Annotated in this window: 16 protein-coding genes; 13 read left to right on the top strand and 3 right to left on the bottom strand. The window is 45.4% G+C overall.

Going from position 1 to position 17,878, the window contains the following annotated elements; all coding sequences use genetic code 11:
- The first annotated feature begins 372 nt into the window (after positions 1-372).
- From AC6R05_RS13620 to AC6R05_RS13610, 3 genes are all read left to right on the top strand, one after another.
- The gene (locus AC6R05_RS13620) at positions 373-495 is read left to right on the top strand and encodes a hypothetical protein (protein WP_263641666.1); all 123 of its coding nucleotides are present in this window, start codon (positions 373-375) and stop codon (positions 493-495) included.
- A gap of 107 nt (positions 496-602) precedes the next feature.
- Positions 603-854: a hypothetical protein gene (locus AC6R05_RS13615; RefSeq protein WP_032553167.1), complete on the top strand. Its 252-nt coding sequence runs from the start codon at positions 603-605 to the stop codon at positions 852-854.
- Positions 855-1,045: 191 nt separating this feature from the next.
- Positions 1,046-1,357: a DUF6482 family protein gene (locus tag AC6R05_RS13610; RefSeq protein ID WP_032553168.1), complete on the top strand. Its 312-nt coding sequence runs from the start codon at positions 1,046-1,048 to the stop codon at positions 1,355-1,357.
- A 22-nt stretch (positions 1,358-1,379) separates the two neighbouring features.
- On the opposite strand, the gene mutH is transcribed toward AC6R05_RS13610, so the two are convergent.
- The gene (gene mutH / locus AC6R05_RS13605) at positions 1,380-2,045 is read right to left on the bottom strand and encodes a DNA mismatch repair endonuclease MutH (protein WP_032553169.1); all 666 of its coding nucleotides are present in this window, start codon (positions 2,043-2,045) and stop codon (positions 1,380-1,382) included.
- Between the two features lie 614 nt (positions 2,046-2,659).
- Between mutH and rppH the strand changes: the two genes are divergently transcribed.
- From rppH to AC6R05_RS13580, 5 genes are read left to right on the top strand one after another with little or no spacing between them, the layout of a single operon-like run.
- Entirely contained in the window at positions 2,660-3,178 is a 519-nt protein-coding gene (gene rppH, locus AC6R05_RS13600) for an RNA pyrophosphohydrolase (RefSeq protein WP_032553170.1), read from the top strand.
- Positions 3,179-3,180: 2 nt separating this feature from the next.
- Positions 3,181-5,430 (top strand): phosphoenolpyruvate--protein phosphotransferase, encoded by a 2,250-nt coding sequence (gene ptsP, locus AC6R05_RS13595; protein WP_500647679.1) that lies wholly within the window; start codon positions 3,181-3,183, stop codon positions 5,428-5,430.
- A gap of 8 nt (positions 5,431-5,438) precedes the next feature.
- Positions 5,439-6,230: a sulfite exporter TauE/SafE family protein gene (locus AC6R05_RS13590; RefSeq protein WP_500647678.1), complete on the top strand. Its 792-nt coding sequence runs from the start codon at positions 5,439-5,441 to the stop codon at positions 6,228-6,230.
- 53 nt (positions 6,231-6,283) lie between these two features.
- Positions 6,284-7,105 (top strand): prolipoprotein diacylglyceryl transferase, encoded by an 822-nt coding sequence (lgt, locus tag AC6R05_RS13585; RefSeq protein WP_032553173.1) that lies wholly within the window; start codon positions 6,284-6,286, stop codon positions 7,103-7,105.
- A gap of 9 nt (positions 7,106-7,114) precedes the next feature.
- Positions 7,115-7,966: a thymidylate synthase gene (locus AC6R05_RS13580; protein WP_032553174.1), complete on the top strand. Its 852-nt coding sequence runs from the start codon at positions 7,115-7,117 to the stop codon at positions 7,964-7,966.
- 801 nt (positions 7,967-8,767) lie between these two features.
- On the opposite strand, the gene AC6R05_RS13575 is transcribed toward AC6R05_RS13580, so the two are convergent.
- Positions 8,768-9,913, bottom strand: a complete 1,146-nt coding sequence (locus AC6R05_RS13575; protein WP_285467718.1) for a Na/Pi symporter — start codon at positions 9,911-9,913, stop codon at positions 8,768-8,770.
- Positions 9,914-10,301: 388 nt separating this feature from the next.
- Between AC6R05_RS13575 and nhaR the strand changes: the two genes are divergently transcribed.
- Complete coding sequence (gene nhaR / locus AC6R05_RS13570; RefSeq protein WP_032553176.1) at positions 10,302-11,192, top strand: transcriptional activator NhaR; 891 nt, start codon at positions 10,302-10,304, stop codon at positions 11,190-11,192.
- Positions 11,193-11,296: 104 nt separating this feature from the next.
- The gene (locus AC6R05_RS13565) at positions 11,297-11,593 is read left to right on the top strand and encodes an ArsR/SmtB family transcription factor (RefSeq protein WP_150870993.1); all 297 of its coding nucleotides are present in this window, start codon (positions 11,297-11,299) and stop codon (positions 11,591-11,593) included.
- 134 nt (positions 11,594-11,727) lie between these two features.
- Here the strand turns inward: AC6R05_RS13565 and rpsT are convergent, their stop codons facing one another.
- A complete protein-coding gene (gene rpsT / locus AC6R05_RS13560; RefSeq protein ID WP_032553178.1) occupies positions 11,728-11,988 on the bottom strand; it encodes a 30S ribosomal protein S20 in 261 nt (86 codons plus the stop codon).
- A 251-nt stretch (positions 11,989-12,239) separates the two neighbouring features.
- Between rpsT and murJ the strand changes: the two genes are divergently transcribed.
- From murJ to ileS, 3 genes are all read left to right on the top strand, one after another.
- Positions 12,240-13,802: a murein biosynthesis integral membrane protein MurJ gene (gene murJ, locus AC6R05_RS13555; protein WP_032553218.1), complete on the top strand. Its 1,563-nt coding sequence runs from the start codon at positions 12,240-12,242 to the stop codon at positions 13,800-13,802.
- 70 nt (positions 13,803-13,872) lie between these two features.
- Positions 13,873-14,808: a bifunctional riboflavin kinase/FAD synthetase gene (gene ribF / locus AC6R05_RS13550; RefSeq protein ID WP_150895806.1), complete on the top strand. Its 936-nt coding sequence runs from the start codon at positions 13,873-13,875 to the stop codon at positions 14,806-14,808.
- Between the two features lie 63 nt (positions 14,809-14,871).
- Positions 14,872-17,709, top strand: coding sequence for an isoleucine--tRNA ligase (gene ileS, locus AC6R05_RS13545; RefSeq protein WP_150871002.1), 2,838 nt, complete (start codon positions 14,872-14,874; stop codon positions 17,707-17,709).
- Positions 17,710-17,878 lie beyond the last annotated feature (169 nt).

The raw sequence follows: 17,878 nt of genomic DNA, 5'->3' as shown, positions 1-17,878 counted from the left end.
CGCGCTACCATGTATCGCTTGCTCAATAAACACAGCCTGATATCTGAAGGGCTAGTCTAAGCAATACTATTATTTGAAAGCCACGCACAGCGTGGCTTTTTTTTGTTTTTGCTCGAAGCTTTCTATCTGACTGAAAAGTTTGAACAGAGATAAGCTCTACAGATTTATATAATCATAGTGAATATCTTATGCTCAATGTTATATGCAACTAAGATTTTAGGTGAATGCTTTGTTTTAAGATTGTTAATAGATAAGTGGTTGAATAATGTTCTCGTTTGGATAGAATTTAATCGTGAAAGCAATGGTTTAATATCAAACCAAAAGCATTCGAATCACATCTTTTTGGATTAATTAATTAGCTTGGAGGCGCAAATGAAACATTTCGATTTTATTCAGCACATTTGCGCGTCGTTTGATCCTAGCACTGACATGGTGGCCGCTATGCCACGTCTATCAGTGATGGCCGATCGCAACACCCAAGATAAATCTAACTAATTAATCCGTATCCTTACTTGGCTGCGGAAAAATAGCAGCTAAGACATCTCTATCTCTTATTTCACGCTATTTTTCCCCAGTTTAATTCCACTACTGGAGAATACATTATGCGTCACTCAGTTTACCTAAAATTAGCCACAGTTCTTATTCGCGCCGATCTTCGTCATGAAGAGCGAGCCTGGAAACGGAAAGTGCGTCGTAGTGCTTACGATCTTCCATGGGAGAACGCACACTTACTTAAAGATATCGGTTTAGAAGCCGATGGACGACCAATCGGATTTTCAGAGCCTGAAGCTGTCACTATTGAACGTCGTGTTCGTCACCTTCGTCGTGTTCTAAGTGCGCGAATACTGACGTAATCAGAGGGAGTGATGGCACCTGTCACTCCCTAGGATAATGAAATAGGTGCTGGTTATGGCGTCGGAGGGAGATCTCTGAATCAGTACCGCTAAAAAGAGGAGCAATAGACTCCTCTTTGCATATTTTTTAAAGGGTTATTTAGCAAACAAAAGCAGTTCGACTAAGCTAAAGATATTGAGGGAGGTGAGGTATGCAAAAGCATCAACTAGATATGTGGTTGCATGGCGATCACAAAGACTCTTATCGAACACCTAAGGTTTATGTTATCGGGTGTTCTGATATCCCAGAGTACCTATTAGCAGTGGAATACAAGCATAAATTAGAGCCGGTGAAGCAAGGTGGAGAGCCAGTACACTTTGGATCACTTGATCAAGTCAAAGAGGAGCTCCTCAGACTTGGTTTCGATAAGGCCTATTTACGCCTCCACAACACGTATGACGAGTTTGGTAGTGAGCCCAGTCAACGCTATTGCGATATAGAGTTAGCGCTTAATCCACATTAAGTTATTGTAAAGTAGCTCGTTATCAAGCGTAGTGTTTTGTCAGTAGCTGGTGAGTAAACTGAGTTCTCAGATAGAAGCCGCGTGGCTTGGTCTTAATTGGCTTGCCACTCGCCCCGTAGGCCTCGGTTAAGACTCGGCTGTGTGCCGCTTTTGGACGAAGATGCAATGCTTCACCATGACGTGCAGTGATCTGCTCGACGTTACCTAAAACGATCAACTCCATCAGTTCTTCCCAATCTCGTTTGAGAATCTCTTCTTCCTCTTCACTTGGTGTCCACAACAGTGGTGATCCTACGTGACGATCTGCCAACGGGATCTCACGCTCTCCCTCAACTGGGATCCACAAAACTTTGGATAACTTGTTGCGAACGTGACTGGTTTCCCAGGTCAGGCCTTGAACGCCCATCAGAGGTGCCACACACACAAAAGTGGTCTCTAATGGCTTGCCACTGTAACTGATCGGAATACTTTTAAGTTCAATACCTAAATGCGCGAAGTCCTGCTCTGGTTTACTCCCAGCGGGGGCGCCTAGGTGCCACTCCAATAGCTGCCCAACCCACCCTTTATCTCGCTTAAGATCTTTAGGCATGGTCATTTCAGCTTCCTCTGCCAGTTCTTGAAAGGTCATACCGGCAATGGCGTAGGCTCGGTCTAGCAGCTCAGCTTCAGTTTGTGGTTCAGGTTTCATAAGACTTCGAGTTGGTAAAACGCCGATTTTATCAGATTCAACTGAAAATGCAGTGTGGTTAATAAATGATCACAGTGGCGATTTACGGATCAATCCTACGGTTATCCACAGGCTGAGAGGCTAAAATCCAATAAAAACAAACTAATGGATAAATAAACAGGGGTTTTAAGGGGATAAAATGCTTGCTAAATGGCGTACAAAATGAATCTTTTAGTGATGAGTGTGGATAAAGCTAAGGGTGGTTGATCTTTAACCATGTTGAGTTTTTAAAAGATCATTTGAAAAATGTAATTTTTGTTTAGCGTAAGATTTGTTTTAAGTTCATGATTATTATGTTTTATTTACTTTGGTTGGTTGCAGCTTGTTTTGGTTGTTGATGAAAGTATGGATTAAAAAAAACGTTTGCGGTGAATTCTTCACATAGTTATTCACAGAAAAGGTGAATAAATGTGGTCTATGTCTCACTATTGTGTGGGTAACTATTTTATGAGCAAAAGTTATCCAGTTTTAAGAAATTATTCATAAATATCGCCCTAATCACGTCACGAAGTTTGCTCCGCTTGGGGATATGTGGAAAAATCAGTGTAATTAAAAATTTAAATAGAGGTTGGCCAGTGATAGATGGCGATGGTTACCGATTAAACGTTGGTATTGTAATCTGTAACAACCATGGTCAGGTCTTCTGGGCTAAACGATACGGGCAACATTCATGGCAATTCCCTCAAGGGGGAATCGATGAAGGTGAAACTCCGGAACAGGCAATGTACCGTGAGTTATATGAAGAGGTTGGCCTTACCAAAAAGGATGTAAAGATCGTCGCGACAAGTCGTCATTGGTTACGCTATAAGCTACCCAAACGACTGGTTCGATGGGATTCAAAACCTGTCTGTATTGGACAAAAACAGAAGTGGTTTCTTCTGCGTTTAGACTGCGATGAATCGCGTATTAACATGCAGCGCGGAAGTACACCTGAGTTTGATGGTTGGCGTTGGGTAAGTTACTGGTACCCAGTTCGACAAGTTGTTTCTTTCAAGCGAGATGTTTACCGTCGTGCAATGAAAGAGTTCGCTTCTTTAGCTATGCCATTTAAAGAGCGAAAAATAAAAGGAAAACGCAAACAGCGTAGAGGTTAAGCATGCTCAGTCAACTAAGGGAAATAGTTGAACACGTATCTAGGGTTGAAGATGTCTCAACCGCATTGGATATTTTAGTTAAAGAGACGTGCAGCGCGATGCAGACTGAGTGCTGCACTGTGTACTTAGCCAACAATGATATGCAGCGCCTTGAGTTGATGGCAACTCAAGGCCTCATTTTTGAAGGGAACAGCATCCATATCGGGTTTAACGAGGGCTTAGTCGGCTTGGTTAAACGAAGTGCTGAGCCTATCAACCTAGCGCAAGCTTCTGCGCATCCTGCTTATAAGTTTTTCCCGGAACTTGGGGAAGACGTTTATCACTCATTTCTTGGTACTCCTATCATTCACCGCAAGCAAGTGCTTGGGGTTCTGGTTATTCAGCAAAAATCACCTCGCTTGTTCAGTGAAATGGAGGAGTCGTTTCTCGTTACTCTCTCTGCACAGCTGGCGGTTATTGTCGCTCATGCTCAAACGCAAGGTCTGTGGCTGCTTGAGCATCAAGATCAACCTTCGACTAAAGGTATCGCTGCTTCATCAGGTGTCGCCATTGGTGAGTTGTGGTGGGATAACACCCAGCCAGAGTTAACCGATGTTTATCCTGCTTCAACGCTTGATATCGAACGCGAACATGAATTGCTCGCGGTCGCAGTTGAGAACGCACTTAATGACTTTAAGCGCATGCGTAAGCGCTTAGACAGTGATATTAACAAAGACGCTCTGGCGATTTTCGACCTGTTTACGCACCTTTTGAATGACCCGATGCTGCGAAATGATCTCAAGGCACAGGTTCAGAAAGGGGATAAAGCCGATTGGGCACTGAGACAAGTGGTGGAGAGCTACTCAAGTCGTTTTGCTCGTATGTCTGATCTCTATCTGCGTGAACGAGCGCAAGACATTAGAGAGCTTGGACAGCGTCTGCTCTATTTCTTGCACAACTCAGAGCAAGAGCAGCGTTATTTAGAGAAGCCGATCGTATTAGTAGTACGTGAACTTACTGCCTCCGTGTTGGCTTCGATCCCGAAAGAGAAGCTACTTGCGGTGATCTCGCTAGAAGGGGCGGCTAACTCTCACGCTGCGATTTTGTCACGAGCATTAGGCATTCCATCGGTGATGGGGGTGACTCTTAATCTTGCTAATGTGAATGGCAAGCAGGTGATTGTTGATGGCTACAGTGGCGAGATCTTCATTGAGCCTACCCAGAATCTACTGAAAGAGTACCGAGAGCTGATCCTTGAAGAGACTGAACTCTCTTCAATGGTGAACCGTGATATTCACCTACCAGCCAAAACACAAGACGATCATCAGGTCGAGATTCTCCTAAATGCTGGCTTGAGTGCCGATACCAACATCGCGCTCAATCAAGGGGTTGATGGTGTCGGTCTGTATCGAACTGAGATCTCTTTCCTTCTGCAACAGCGTTTTCCTTCCGAAGACGAACAAGTAAAGCAGTATCAATCGGTACTCGAGAGTTACCCGGATAAACAAGTGGTGATGCGTACTCTGGATATCGGTGGTGATAAGGCTCTGCCTTACTTCCCGATTGAAGAGGACAACCCATTCTTGGGCTGGCGTGGTATTCGATTCACGCTCGACCATCCAGATATCTTTATCATTCAGCTAAGAGCCATGCTGAGAGCCAGCTGTGGCAGTCAGAACCTCAGCATTCTTCTGCCGATGATTTCTGGTGCTCGCGAGCTTGATGATGCATTGCAGCTTATCGAGCAGGCTTACGAAGAGGTGCATGAGCTTGATGACCGTGTTCGTATGCCACGTATCGGAATCATGCTTGAAGTTCCGTCAATGCTCTACTTGTTGCCATTGATTGCTGACCGTGTCGACTTCGTATCTGTCGGTACCAATGATTTAACCCAATATTTATTGGCGGTTGATCGGAACAATTCTCGTGTCTCTGATGTCTATGAATCCATGCACCCTGCAGTGATCATGGCGCTTAAGCAGATCCACGATACTTGTAAGCAGTATCAGCTGCCGGTGTGTATCTGTGGCGAGTTAGCAGGTGACCCGATGGGCGCGCTGTTATTGATCGGTCTTGGTTATCAAACCTTGAGTATGAACACCTCGAACGTGGCAAGAACCAAATATTTGATACGTCAGTCCTCATTGAGTGATTTACAAGATTTAGCAAATAATGCACTTGTACAGCCGTACGGCAGTGACATCTATAGTATGATGCTGTCCTATTTCGAACAGCGTGAATTTACCGGCTTTATCAGAGCGGGCAAAAAATAGGATTAAACGTGTCATACGAACTCATTGGTTTGCTAGCGGGCCTTGGCGCCGTCGTTGGTGTATTGGCTGGCTTATTGGGCATCGGCGGTGGCTTATTGGTAGTCCCTGCATTGTTGTTCTTATTGCCTAAAGCGGGTATCGCACAAGAGATTGCGATGCAAATGGCGCTGGCAACTTCCTTGTCGACCATTATTGTCACTTCTGGCTCTTCAGCATTGAACCACCTTAAACTTGGCAATGTTGAGATGTTCGTGGTGAAGTGGTTGATGCCTGGCGTTGTGCTTGGCGGCTTTATGGGTTCTTTTATTGCCGATTCGATTCCGTCTCAATATCTACCTAAAGTGTTTGGCATCATCGTGTTGCTACTGGCATTACAAATGCTGCTGTCGATACGCTCTAGCAGTCAAAAGGCCATGCCGGCACCGGCAAAAACAGTCGCGTGCGGTGGCGGTATTGGGGTGATCTCGAGCTTAGCTGGAATCGGCGGTGGTTCATTGTCTGTGCCTTTTCTGAATCACCATGGGGTTGAGATGCGTAAGGCGGTCGGCTCTTCGTCGGTCTGCGGTTGCGTGATTGCCATTTCGGGTATGATTGGCTTTATTTGGCACGGTTCGTCGGTTGAATCTTTGCCTGCGTACAGCTTGGGTTATGTTTACGTGCCTGCGCTGGTGGCTATCTCTTGCACTTCGGTGCTCACCACTCGAATTGGTGCTAAGTTAGCAACGCAGCTACCAACGCCCGTATTAAAGAAAGTGTTCGCCGTCTTTTTAATGTTTATAGCCGCGACCATGCTGCTGTAGTGTATTCCTCTTAGCCGTTGGCTAATTCTTTTATATTAGATAGAGAGCTAAATATGTCTCAGGGTTTTATCGAATTCCCCAATATCGATCCTGTTCTGATTGAACTAGGGCCAATTTCTGTTCGTTGGTATGGCTTGATGTACCTTGTCGGTTTTGTCTTTGCGATGTGGCTGGCTAATCGTCGTGCAGACCAACCAAACAGCGGCTGGACTCGTGAGCAAGTATCAGATCTGTTGTTTGCTGGTTTCTTAGGTGTTGTCATCGGCGGCCGTGTTGGTTACGTGCTGTTTTACAACTTCGACCTTTTCTTAGCGGATCCTCTGTACCTCTTTAAAGTATGGACTGGCGGCATGTCATTCCACGGTGGTCTGCTAGGTGTTATCACCGCAATGTTCTGGTATGCGAAAAAGAACGGTCGAACCTTCTTTGGTGTAGCCGACATGATCGCGCCATTGGTGCCGTTTGGCTTGGGTATGGGGCGTTTAGGTAACTTCATGAACAGCGAATTATGGGGCCGCGTGACGGATGTGCCGTGGGGCGTGGTATTCCCGAACGGTGGTCCGCTGCCACGTCACCCATCTCAACTGTACGAGATGGCGCTTGAAGGTATCGTCCTGTTCTTCATCTTGAACTGGTTTATTAAGAAGCCTCGTCCTCTAGGTTCGGTTTCTGGCCTGTTCCTTGCGGGTTACGGAAGCTTCCGTTTCCTAGTAGAATACGTGCGCGAACCTGATGCACACCTAGGTCTGTTTGGCGGATTTATCTCGATGGGTCAAATCCTGTCTCTACCTATGGTCATTATCGGTGTTCTTATGGTGGTTTGGGCTTACAAGCGCGGTCACTACAAAGATGAAGTCCCACAACAAACGAAGTAAGGAATTGGTGTGAAGCAGTATTTAGAACTCTGTCAGCGAATCGTTGATGAAGGCACGTGGATTGAAAACGAGCGTACAGGCAAACGCTGCCTAACGGTGATCAATGCAGACCTGACTTACGATGTTGGCAACAACCAGTTCCCACTTGTGACGACGCGTAAGAGCTTTTGGAAAGCGGCAGTCGCTGAGCTGCTAGGCTACATCCGTGGTTATGATAACGCTGAAGATTTCCGTAAGCTGGGCACCAAAACATGGGACGCGAACGCAAACCTCAATGAAGCATGGTTGAACAACCCTCATCGTAAAGGTGAAGACGACATGGGCCGTGTTTACGGTGTTCAAGGTCGCGCATGGGCAAAGCCTGACGGTGGACACATCGATCAGCTAAAGAAGATTGTTGATGACTTAACGCGTGGTGTTGATGATCGCGGTGAGATCCTAAACTTCTACAACCCTGGCGAATTCCACATGGGTTGTCTTCGTCCGTGCATGTACAGCCATCACTTCTCTCTACTCGGTGATACTCTGTACCTGAACAGCACGCAGCGCTCTTGTGATGTCCCACTAGGTCTTAACTTCAATATGGTTCAGGTTTACGTATTCTTAGCGATTATGGCGCAAATCACTGGCAAGAAACCGGGTGTGGCTTATCACAAGCTAGTGAATGCTCACATCTACGAAGACCAACTTGCGCCAATGCGTGATATACAGTTGAAGCGTGAACCCCTAGCACCAGCAACCTTCCACATTAACCCTGAGATTAAGTCTCTAGAAGATTTAGAAACATGGGTAACACTGGACGACTTCTGGGTAGAAGGCTACGAGTGCCACGAAGCGATTAAGTACCCATTCTCGGTATAACTCGCTCCTAAAATGATTTGAAAGGCTGCCATGGTGCAGCCTTTTTTGTATCTGAAGAACAGTGATGAGATACGAGTAAGCGAGATGCGAAGAGCTAGAAGTATTCGTCATTCCCTAGACTGACGGAGGAAGGAGTAGGGAATCTCTTTCGTTGCACGTCTGCGAGATTCCCTATCACGCTCGTCCCTCGCTGTAGGGAATGACGGTTCTTTTAGATACGAGTAAGCGGGATTCGAGATGCGAAGAGCGTGCTTAATCAGAGGGATACGCTGGAGACTAAAAACGATAATCATAGTTCGTGTTTTTCGTTACCCGTACCACGAATCTGTTTTTTGCTCTTCGCTACTCGTTTACTCGCATCCCGTATCTGCTTTTTGACCGCCGTCATTCCCTAGACTGACGGAGGAAGGAGTAGGGAATCTCCTTCGTTGCACGTCTGTGAGATTCCCTATCACGCTCGTTCCTCGCTGTAGGGAATGACGGTTCTTTAGATGTGAGGAAACGGGATTCGAGATGCGAAGAGCTAAGAGCGGATACGAGTAGACAAGATTAGGGATACAAAGAGCGTGTTCAATCTGAGTGAGCGAAACGTTAGAAACTAAATATGACGAATCACAGTTAATGCTTTTCGTTACTCGCTCACACCTAATCCGCTGCGGGCTCTTCGCTACTCGTTTACTCGCATCCCGTATCTGCTTTTATCTCTTCGCCACTCGTTTGCTCGAATCTCGAATCTGCCCTTAAAAAAGAAAAAGCCCGCAACTTTCGTTGCGGGCTTTGATTATGCGATGGACTTTTTGCTTAAGCAGTTAGCGCTAGGATAGAACCTGGTAGCACTAGGAAAACAGCGATTAGATAACCAGCTACGACTGCTTTGTTCTTCACAGCCATGTCTGAAATCATGTCTGCTGCTTTAACTGGTAGTTCACGTAGGAACGGAATACCAAAGATGAATACTGTTGCCATGATGTTGAACACTAGGTGTACTAGAGCAATCTGTAGTGCGAATACTGCGAACTCACCAGATACCGCTGTTGCTGCTAGTAGTGCTGTGATACACGTACCGATGTTTGCACCTAGAGTGAACGGGTAAACGTCACGTACTTTAAGAACACCTGAACCTACTAGCGGAACCATCAAGCTTGTTGTAGTCGAAGAAGACTGAACAAGAACAGTAACGATTGAACCAGAAGCGATACCGTGAAGTGGACCACGACCGATAGCGTTCTTTAGGATTTCACGAGCGCGGCCTACCATTAGGCTCTTCATTAGTTTGCCCATCACTGTGATAGCAACGAAGATAGTTGCGATACCAAGAACGATAAGTAGTACGCCACCTATTGTGTCACCGAATGTAGATAGTGGCTCTTTGATTGCACTTACTACAGGCTTAGTGATTGGTTTGATGAAGTTCAGGCCTTTCATGCTCATGTCGCCAGTTGCAAGCATTGGCGATACCAACCAGTGAGATACTTTCTCAAGAATACCAAACATCATCTCTAGCGGTAGGAAGATCATTACAGCTAGTAGGTTGAAGAAGTCGTGAATCGTTGCACTTGCAAACGCACGCTTAAACTCGTCCTTACAACGAACGTGGCCAAGACTAACAAGCGTGTTAGTTACCGTTGTACCGATGTTTGCACCCATGATCATAGGGATAGCAACTTCAACAGGTAAACCACCCGCAACTAAGCCAACGATAATAGATGTCACGGTGCTTGATGATTGGATAAGTGCGGTTGCAACCAAGCCGATCATTAAGCCTGCAACTGGGTGTGAAGCAAATTCGAAAAGAACCTTTGCTTGCTCGCCTGTTGCCCATTTAAAGCCAGTACCTACCATTGATACAGAAAGAAGTAGTAGGTAAAGCATGAATGCCAAGTTAGCCCAGCGTAGCCAGCGAGTAGTGCTCGAGATTGGCGCTGCTGCAGTAGTAGCTTGGTTCATAATGTTTTCTCCATGGACCGTTAAAGTCTGTGTTTGGTCTGTTAGTTAATCTGAGCGTGATGTTAGAGGGGAAATATTTCAGTAATATTACATTTTTATTGGTGCGGCTTTTTTTTGTGATGATTTGCTGTTTAAATATTTTGACAGCTAATTATATTGGTCTAAGTTTTTGTATTTTAAGGTTTTTATAACCTTTGGTTTATTGCGGGTTTGATCGAAAAAATTGAAAAAAAATCGATTTTCTATCATCGAATATGACAGTGTGAATCTTAATGTTTCGGTAAATGTATTGGTTTTTGTGTCTAACGGTTGTAAAAACCGAAGTTATTGAGGCGAGGTGTCATATTTGCTATAAAAGAGTGTCACATAACTCTATACGGCTTTAATCATGTCGCATCTTAATTACAACCACCTCTATTATTTCTGGATGGTGTGCAAGCAAGGTTCAATCACTAAAGCAGCTGAAGCGCTCTTCTTAACGCCTCAAACCGTCACCGGGCAAATTAAAGCTCTTGAAGAGCGAATGGATGGCAAGCTGACTAAACGTAACGGACGAAGTGTCGAGCCAACAGAACTTGGCCAACTGGTTTTCAAATACGCCGATCGTATGTTTGGTCTGAGCTATGAGATGCTGGATATCGTTAATTACAGCCAACACTCCAATATTCTGTTTGATGTCGGCGTTGCAGATGCGCTGTCAAAAAGGCTCGTCAGCAAGATCTTGATGTCGACCATTCCTGAAGATAACAGTATCCACTTACGCTGTTTTGAATCGACCCACGAAATGCTATTAGAACAGCTGTCGCAACATAAGCTCGATATGATCCTATCCGACTGCCCAGTTGACTCAAGCCAGAGCCCAGGGTTATTCAGTAAGAAACTGGGTGAGAGTGGTATGAGTTTTTTCTGTACAGGTAAGGTCGACAATGTAAGTTTCCCTGCAGTACTCGAACAGAGAAAGCTATTAATACCAGGTAGCCGCACTTCGATGGGGCGTAAGGTTTTGCAATGGTTTGATAGACAGGGTCTAAAACCGGATATTTTGGGCGAGTTTGACGATGCCGCATTAATGAAAGCCTTTGCTCGTTATCACCATGATGCCATTTTCTTAGCGCCGACACTCTACTTATCTGAAGTAGAAGAGGATACCTCGCTACAGATGTTGGGTGGTATTGATGAGCTGAAAGAAGAGTACTATGTCATTTTTGCTGAGAGGATGATCCAACATCCGGCAGTTAAAAATGTATGTGACGCAGATTTTAGTAATTTGTTCGAGTGAGTTAGTTTGTTAATGAATTGATATCGATTATCATAACTCAACAATATGCCGTAATTAGTACTGATAGCCCGTAGTTGGCGTTGAAGGTAGTAGGGAGCCAAACTATGAACTTGAAAGAAATGGAGAAAAACTCGGCACAAGCCGTTGTGTTGTTGAAAGCGATGGCTAACGAGCGCCGCCTACAGATTTTATGTCTATTACATGATAGCGAGTTATCGGTAGGTGAGTTGTGCAGCATGTTAGAGCTGAGCCAATCGGCTTTATCGCAACATTTAGCATGGCTAAGGCGAGATGGTTTAGTTGAAACACGTAAACAAGCTCAAACGGTTTACTACACATTGAGTAGTGAAGAGGTGAAGGCAATGATTACGTTACTGCATGGTATCTATTGTAAGAAATAGAGCGGTGTTGGATGTGAGTTTCAGAACACATGGATGTGTGTCATCACGGCCATCAAGAGAAAACGGCAAATCGCAGACATAAAAAAACCGGCCAAGGCCGGTTTTTTTCGTTTTGCTTTGAAATCAAGTATCTATTAAAGAGCTTTGATTGCAGCAGCGAAACGAGACTTATGACGAGCAGCTTTATTCTTGTGAATAAGGCCTTTAGTCGCCATGCGGTCTAGAAGTGGTGTAACTTCTACGAAAGCAGCAGTTGCAGCTTCTTTATCGCCAGCTGCGATAGCTGCGATAGTTTTTTTCATGTAAGTGCGCATCATAGAACGACGGCTAGCGTTGTGCTGGCGACGTTTCTCAGCTTGGATAGCGCGCTTCTTAGCAGATTTACTGTTTGCCAAGGGTCTAACTCCCAAAAACTTAGTTCGGTGACAATTTAAGGGCGAGGACTATCCCTCATTTGCGCTTAATTGTCAAATGATTTGTGCAAAAACCAATCGTAGCCAAACAAATTTTGGAATGGAAAGGTTATCGCGGTTAAGATGGCGGGGATTCTAACAGCATTTTTAGACCAATGCTAATAAATATGCTTCTAACGATCGGATAGTATTTATCCTCGCTTAGAACTAATCAATCAGTGTCAGAGGTTTTTGTGAGTAAACGACTATTAAAGTCAGGCATGATAGTAAGTGCGATGACTTTTGTTTCCCGTGTATTGGGACTTGTGCGCGACGTTGTCGTGGCCAATTTGATGGGTGCTGGGGCCAGTGCTGACGTTTTTTTCTTCGCCAATAAGATCCCTAATTTCCTACGTCGTCTGTTTGCTGAAGGCGCCTTCTCACAAGCCTTTGTTCCTGTTCTAACTGAGTATCACGCTGCGGGAGATAAAGATAAGACTCGCGAATTGATAGCTAGGGTGTCTGGTACGCTCGGGGTTCTGGTCTCGATTGTCACTCTTGTTGGTGTGATTGGTTCTGGTGCCATTACAGCACTGTTTGGTGCGGGTTGGTTTATCGACTGGCTTAATGGTGGTCCGTCGGCTCATAAATTTGAGTTAGCCAGTTTGATGCTCAAAATCACCTTTCCTTATTTATGGTTCATTACCTTCGTTGCTTTATCTGGGGCGATTCTTAATACCTTAGGTAAGTTTGCGGTCTCCTCTTTTACGCCTGTGTTCTTAAACGTCATGATCATAGGCTCTGCGCTTTTCATTGCACCGAATCTAGAGCAACCTGAAATTGGATTGGCGATTGGTGTCTTTTTAGGCGGCTTGGTTCAGTTTCTGTTCCAATTACCTTTTTTAATTAAAGAGGGCGTTTTAGTTAAGCCTAAGTGGGGTTGGCGCGATCCTGGCGTTGTTAAGATCCGTACTTTGATGATCCCTGCGCTGTTTGGTGTGTCAGTTAGCCAAATTAACTTGCTGTTTGATACCTTTATTGCCAGTTTCCTAGCTACAGGCTCTATCAGCTGGCTTTATTACTCTGACCGCCTTTTAGAGTTTCCATTAGGCTTGTTTGGTATTGCTATCGCAACCGTGATTCTGCCTGCGCTATCTCGTAAACATGTCGATGCACAAGGTGAGGGCTTTGCTCATACTATGGACTGGGGGGTGCGCATGGTTCTGTTGCTGGGGATTCCTGCTATGTTCGGCTTGATTGTGCTAGCGAAGCCTATGTTGATGGTGCTGTTCATGCGTGGTGAGTTTAGCCCTCATGACGTGGAGCAGGCTTCGATGTCTCTGGTCGCTTATGCGTCGGGTCTACTTAACTTCATGTTGATTAAGGTGCTAGCGCCGGGTTACTACTCACGCCAAGACACTAAAACCCCAGTTAAGTACGGTATTATCGCAATGGTAAGCAATATGGTGTTTAATGCCATCTTTGCTTATTTCTATGGTTACGTAGGTTTGGCGATTGCGACCGCGCTGTCGGCCTTTGTCAATATGGCACTGCTATATAGAGGCTTACATTTAGCTGGCGTTTACCACCTAACGAAAACGACTTTAGTCTTTAGCGGAAAGCTTTTACTTGCGGGTGGCGCAATGGTTGCTGTGATTTTATGGCAATTAGAGAGTATGCAACAATGGCTTGAGTGGAGCTTCAGTTACCGAGCGCTTATGCTCACTGGCTTGATTGCACTTGGCGGCTTTGCTTATATTGTCTCTGTGTTCGCTTTAGGTATCCGAGTAAAACATTTAAAAGCAGCGACAGAGTAATACTGATTAGTATATAATCCGTCGGTTTCACACAATGAATGATGCAAATAACAGATTTTAGCTGGTCGTAATGGAACTAATCCGAGGCATTCACAATATTAAAGCGCAGCATCACGGCTGTGTATTAACCATAGGCAACTTTGACGGTGTACATCTAGGACATCAGGAAGTACTGAGCCAGGTATCCAAGCAAGCTGCGGCATTGGGCTTACCCTCTGTCGTGATGACGTTTGAGCCTCAGCCCATGGAACTGTTTGCTCGTGACAAAGCCCCTGCACGTTTAACTCGCTTAAGAGATAAGTTCGTGCAGCTGAGTAAGCTGGATATTAGTCGTTTATTGTGTGTTAATTTTAACCACTACTTCGCGAACCTATCGGCGGATGCTTTTATTAAAGATCTGTTGGTGGACAAACTTGGTGTGAAGTTTTTAGTGGTGGGTGATGACTTCTGCTTCGGTAAAGGTCGCACCGGCAATTTCGCTATGCTTAAAGAAGCGGGTGAAAAATATGGTTTTGAGGTGGTTAGTACCCAAAGCTTCTGCTTAAACCAGCTGCGTGTAAGTAGCACTGAAATACGCAATGCTCTGGCGGTTGACGATTTAACCTCTAGCGCTGCCATGTTAGGGCGTGATTACAGTATCAGTGGTCGTGTGTCTCATGGGCGTAAACTGGGAAGAACTATAGGCTTCCCAACGGCGAATATCCCACTTAAACGTTGTGTCTCTCCAGTCTCTGGGGTGTATGTTGTTGAAGCAGTCGACATCGATGGTTCACCTGTCGGTGGTGTTGCAAATATCGGACAACGACCAACCGTAAATGGAGTTCGTCAGCAACTAGAAGTGCATTTTTTTGACTTTAAAGCCAATTTATATGGTAAACAGTTAGAAGTACGTCTTTTGCACAAATTGCGCGACGAGAAAAAGTTTGAATCGTTCGACGCACTAAAGAATCAAATAGAATTGGATGCTGAAGCAGCAAGGGTGTGGCTGCGTCAGCTAAAGAATTAATCGGTTGATTCCACCGATTAACATAATGTCTAACTTCGCCCAATATAACGGAATTAAGAATCGATGAGTGATTATAAAGATACCCTGAACTTACCTGAAACAGGGTTTCCAATGCGCGGTAATCTGGCAAATCGTGAGCCAGAAATGCTTAAGCGTTGGTACAAAGAAGATCTTTACGGCGAAATCCGTAAAGCGAAGAAAGGTAAAAAATCTTTCGTACTGCATGATGGCCCTCCTTACGCGAACGGCGATATTCACATTGGTCACGCGCTAAACAAGATTCTTAAAGACATTATTATTAAATCTAAGACTCTGTCTGGTTTTGATGCTCCATACATCCCAGGTTGGGACTGTCACGGTCTTCCTATCGAGCTGATGGTTGAGAAGAAAAAAGGCAAACCAGGTCAGAAGATCTCTGCTTCTGAGTTCCGTGAAGAGTGTCGTAAGTACGCTGCGGGCCAAGTTGAAGGTCAAAAAGAGAGCTTTAAACGTCTAGGTATCATGGGTGAGTGGGACAAGCCATACCGCACTATGGACTTCGGCACTGAAGCAAACATTATCCGCGCTCTAGGTAAAATTGCAGACAACGGCCACCTACTGAAAGGTTTCAAACCTGTTCACTGGTGTACTGACTGTGGTTCTGCTCTAGCGGAAGCGGAAGTTGAGTACAAAGATAAAGTTTCTCCATCAATCGACGTGAAATTCACAGCGGCTGATGAAGCTGCGCTAGTTTCTAAATTCAAGCTAGCTGAAGGTCACGAAGGCCAAGGCGATATCTCTATCGTTATCTGGACTACAACACCATGGACACTGCCTGCAAACCGCGCAGTATGTCTACGTGACGATCTTGAATACGTTCTAATCCAAGTAGAAGCGAATGGCGATCAAGCTGCACAGCGTATCATCGTTGCTTCTGAGCTAGCTAAAGACGTAATGGATCGTGCGGGTATCGAGCACTTCCATAACCTAGGCTTTGCAAGCGGCGCTGATCTTGAGCTAACTCAGTTCAACCACCCATTCTACGATTTCACTGTTCCTGCGATCCTTGGCGATCACGTAACAACGGATTCAGGTACTGGTGTGGTTCACACAGCACCGGGCCACGGTCAAGAAGACTTCGCGGTTGGTAACAAGTACGGTCTAGAAGTAGCAAACCCAGTAGGTTCAAACGGTGTTTACCTACCAGACACTGAGCTATTTGCTGGTCAACACGTATTTAAAGCGAACGACTCTGTACTTGAAGTACTGAAAGAGAAAGGCGCTCTATTACATCACCACGCTTACGAGCACAGTTACCCACACTGCTGGAGACACAAAACGCCAATCATCTTCCGTGCGACACCACAATGGTTCGTATCGATGGATCAAGCTGGCCTACGTGCTAAAGCTCTTGAGTCAATCAAGGGTGTTGAGTGGATGCCTGAGTGGGGTCAAAGCCGTATCGAAGGTATGATCGAAGGTCGCCCTGAGTGGTGTATCTCTCGTCAACGTACTTGGGGTGTGCCAATCGCTCTGTTCGTTCATAAAGAGACAGCAGAACTGCACCCGAACACGCTTGAGCTTATCGAGCAAGTTGCTCAACTTGTTGAGCAGAAAGGTATTCAAGCTTGGTGGGATCTAGAAATCTCTGATCTACTAGGCGAAGAAGCGGACAAATACGAGAAAGTACTAGATACGCTGGACGTATGGTTCGATTCAGGTGTAACACACTACTCAGTTGTGGACGCTCGTGAAGAGTACAACGGCAACAAAGCTGACCTATACCTAGAAGGTTCAGACCAACACCGTGGTTGGTTCCAATCTTCTCTAATTTCATCTATCGCGATGAAAGACGAAGCGCCATACAAGCAAGTGCTAACACACGGCTTCGTAGTAGATGGTAACGGCCGTAAGATGTCTAAATCTATCGGTAACGTTGTTGCACCTAAAGATGTAACCAACAAGCTAGGTGCAGATATCCTGCGTCTATGGGTTGCTTCTACAGACTACACAGGTGAAGTAGCGGTATCTGATGAGATCCTGAAGCGTTCAGCAGATGCTTACCGTCGTATTCGTAACACAGCGCGTTTCTTCCTAGCGAACTTGAACGGTTTCAACCCAGAAACTGACCTAGTTCCAGCTGAAGAGATGGTGGCACTAGACCGTTGGGCTGTAGGCCGCGCACAAGCTGCACAAGAAGAGATCGTGAAAGCATACGGTGAGTACAACACTCACGGTGTAACTCAACGTCTAATGCAGTTCTGTTCTATCGAGATGGGTTCTTTCTACCTAGATGTAATCAAAGACCGTCAGTACACAGCGAAGAAGGGCGGCCACGCTCAACGCAGCTGTCAAACTGCGCTTTACTACATCGTAGAAGCTCTGGTTCGTTGGATGGCACCTATCATGTCGTTCACAGCAGACGAAATTTGGAACGAAATGCCAGGTCAACGTGACAAGTTCGTATTCACAGGTGAGTGGTTCGAAGGTCTATTTGGCCTAGCGGAAGGCGAAGAGCTAAGCAACGAATTCTGGACTGAAATCCAATCTGTTCGTGGCGCAGTGAACAAGCTTCTTGAAGATGCTCGTAAAGAGAAAACTATCGGCGGCGCACTGCAAGCTGAAGTGACTCTGTACGCAGACGATGCACTAGCAGCGAAAATCAACAAGCTAGAAGACGAACTACGTTTTGTTCTTCTAACTTCAGCTGCTGTTGTTAAGCCTCTAAGCGAGAAGAGCGATGCAGCACAAGCGACAGACCTTGAAGGTCTATTCGTTGAAGTTGCAGCGACAGAGAACGAGAAGTGTGACCGTTGTTGGCACCACACGCCAGACGTTGGCACAATCGAAGGTCACGAGAAAGTGTGTGGTCGTTGTGTGACTAACGTTGCTGGTGAAGGTGAAGTGCGTAAGTTCGCATAATCTAAAGCAGTGATTAATTGAACTTTGCTTAGTTTTTATAGCCCCAGTATCTACTGGGGTTATTTTTAGCTGGGATAAAATGCCGAGTGATACGGCTGGTCATTTTTATGCAGTGGCGCGCAACATCAAAGCGGATGGAGGTTCAGCCATCATATTGGTCTTTCATGTG

This window comes from Vibrio sp. R11-SG3-ISO9 (assembly GCF_059834255.1).
This window is presented reverse-complemented; position numbering and strand designations above follow the sequence as displayed.

Coding starts and splice junctions, on each gene's coding strand:
- AC6R05_RS13620 (WP_263641666.1), top strand. CDS start 373: ATGAAACATTTCGATTTTATTCAGCACATTTGCGCGTCGTTTGATCCT.
- AC6R05_RS13615 (WP_032553167.1), top strand. CDS start 603: ATGCGTCACTCAGTTTACCTAAAATTAGCCACAGTTCTTATTCGCGCC.
- AC6R05_RS13610 (WP_032553168.1), top strand. CDS start 1,046: ATGCAAAAGCATCAACTAGATATGTGGTTGCATGGCGATCACAAAGAC.
- mutH (WP_032553169.1), bottom strand. CDS start 2,045: ATGAAACCTGAACCACAAACTGAAGCTGAGCTGCTAGACCGAGCCTAC.
- ptsP (WP_500647679.1), top strand. CDS start 3,181: ATGCTCAGTCAACTAAGGGAAATAGTTGAACACGTATCTAGGGTTGAA.
- lgt (WP_032553173.1), top strand. CDS start 6,284: ATGTCTCAGGGTTTTATCGAATTCCCCAATATCGATCCTGTTCTGATT.
- AC6R05_RS13575 (WP_285467718.1), bottom strand. CDS start 9,913: ATGAACCAAGCTACTACTGCAGCAGCGCCAATCTCGAGCACTACTCGC.
- nhaR (WP_032553176.1), top strand. CDS start 10,302: ATGTCGCATCTTAATTACAACCACCTCTATTATTTCTGGATGGTGTGC.
- AC6R05_RS13565 (WP_150870993.1), top strand. CDS start 11,297: ATGAACTTGAAAGAAATGGAGAAAAACTCGGCACAAGCCGTTGTGTTG.
- ribF (WP_150895806.1), top strand. CDS start 13,873: ATGGAACTAATCCGAGGCATTCACAATATTAAAGCGCAGCATCACGGC.
- ileS (WP_150871002.1), top strand. CDS start 14,872: ATGAGTGATTATAAAGATACCCTGAACTTACCTGAAACAGGGTTTCCA.